This window comes from Testudinibacter sp. 'clade 2', assembly GCF_006227735.1.
GTDB lineage: Bacteria > Pseudomonadota > Gammaproteobacteria > Enterobacterales > Pasteurellaceae > Chelonobacter.
In genome coordinates this window covers 1-970 of record NZ_VDHB01000012.1, presented here as the reverse complement: position 1 = coordinate 970, position 970 = coordinate 1, and the positions used below count along the sequence as shown (strand labels likewise).

1 protein-coding gene is annotated in these 970 nt (G+C 46.6%); it reads left to right on the top strand.

What is annotated here, in order from left to right; translation table 11 throughout:
• Positions 1-172: 172 nt before the first annotated feature.
• Positions 173-970, top strand: a 798-nt coding sequence (locus FHQ30_RS01350) for an IS110 family transposase (RefSeq protein ID WP_500692248.1), incomplete at its 3' end; no start/stop codon positions are given.

The following is a 970-nucleotide window of genomic DNA, read 5'->3' as shown; positions in this document are numbered from 1 at the left end:
AATCCGCCCCTTGTATATTCAAAATAAAGTATACTAGCAACACAGCACCGAATCGTTATCCACAGCTTGACCGCCCCTAGAGCATCAACTCGTCTTGTAGCGTAGGCGTGGATAACGTTCATCAACAAAACCGAACAGTTGAAATAACGAAACCCGAATACAAGGCTGGTTAATGATGAACAACACTCCGATTTATTGTGGCATTGATGTTGCTAAACGTTCTCTTGTCGTTGGATTAACCGACAAGAAAAAAACAAAAACACAAACCAATAACCCAAAAGGTATCGCCCATCTTTTGGACTATCTTCAGCGTTTTGAAATCGCACTGGTTACCCTTGAAGCCACCGGCGGATTAGAACTGCCGGTTGCCAAAGCGTTAGCGCATGCCGGCTTTCGCGTCTTGGTTGCCAATCCGCTTAAAGCGGCTCAATATGCCCGTTCTCAATCGATGACCAAAACCGATGAGAAAGACGCCTTCAATCTGGCACGTTATGGACGAGATTTAGACCTTAACGGTGAGGCGGAAAAAATGCTGTTTGTGCCGCTGACCGAACAACAAGAGCAGCTTGAAGCGCTGGTGGTTCGCCGTCGGCAACTTGTCGATATGCGCGTTGCCGAATTAAATCGCTTGCAACAAATTCACGAATCCCAGCAAGACAGTGTTCGTCAACATATCGAAATGCTCAATACCCTGATTGCTCGGCTGGATAGTGATATTGACGACCATAATCAGCATTTTAACGAGAAAGCTGAGCTTATTGCGGAGATTAAAGGTGTCGGAAAGAACTGCGTTGCGGTGTTGATGTCAAGTTTACCGGAACTGGGCAAGCTCTCGAATAAACGTATTGCTTCACTGGTTGGCGTGATTCCGCACACACAGCAAAGTGGGCAATGGACGGGGAAATCATTCTGCCACGGTGGGCGTGCTATTGTTCGCAATGCATTATATATGGCGGTGTTATCTGCTGTT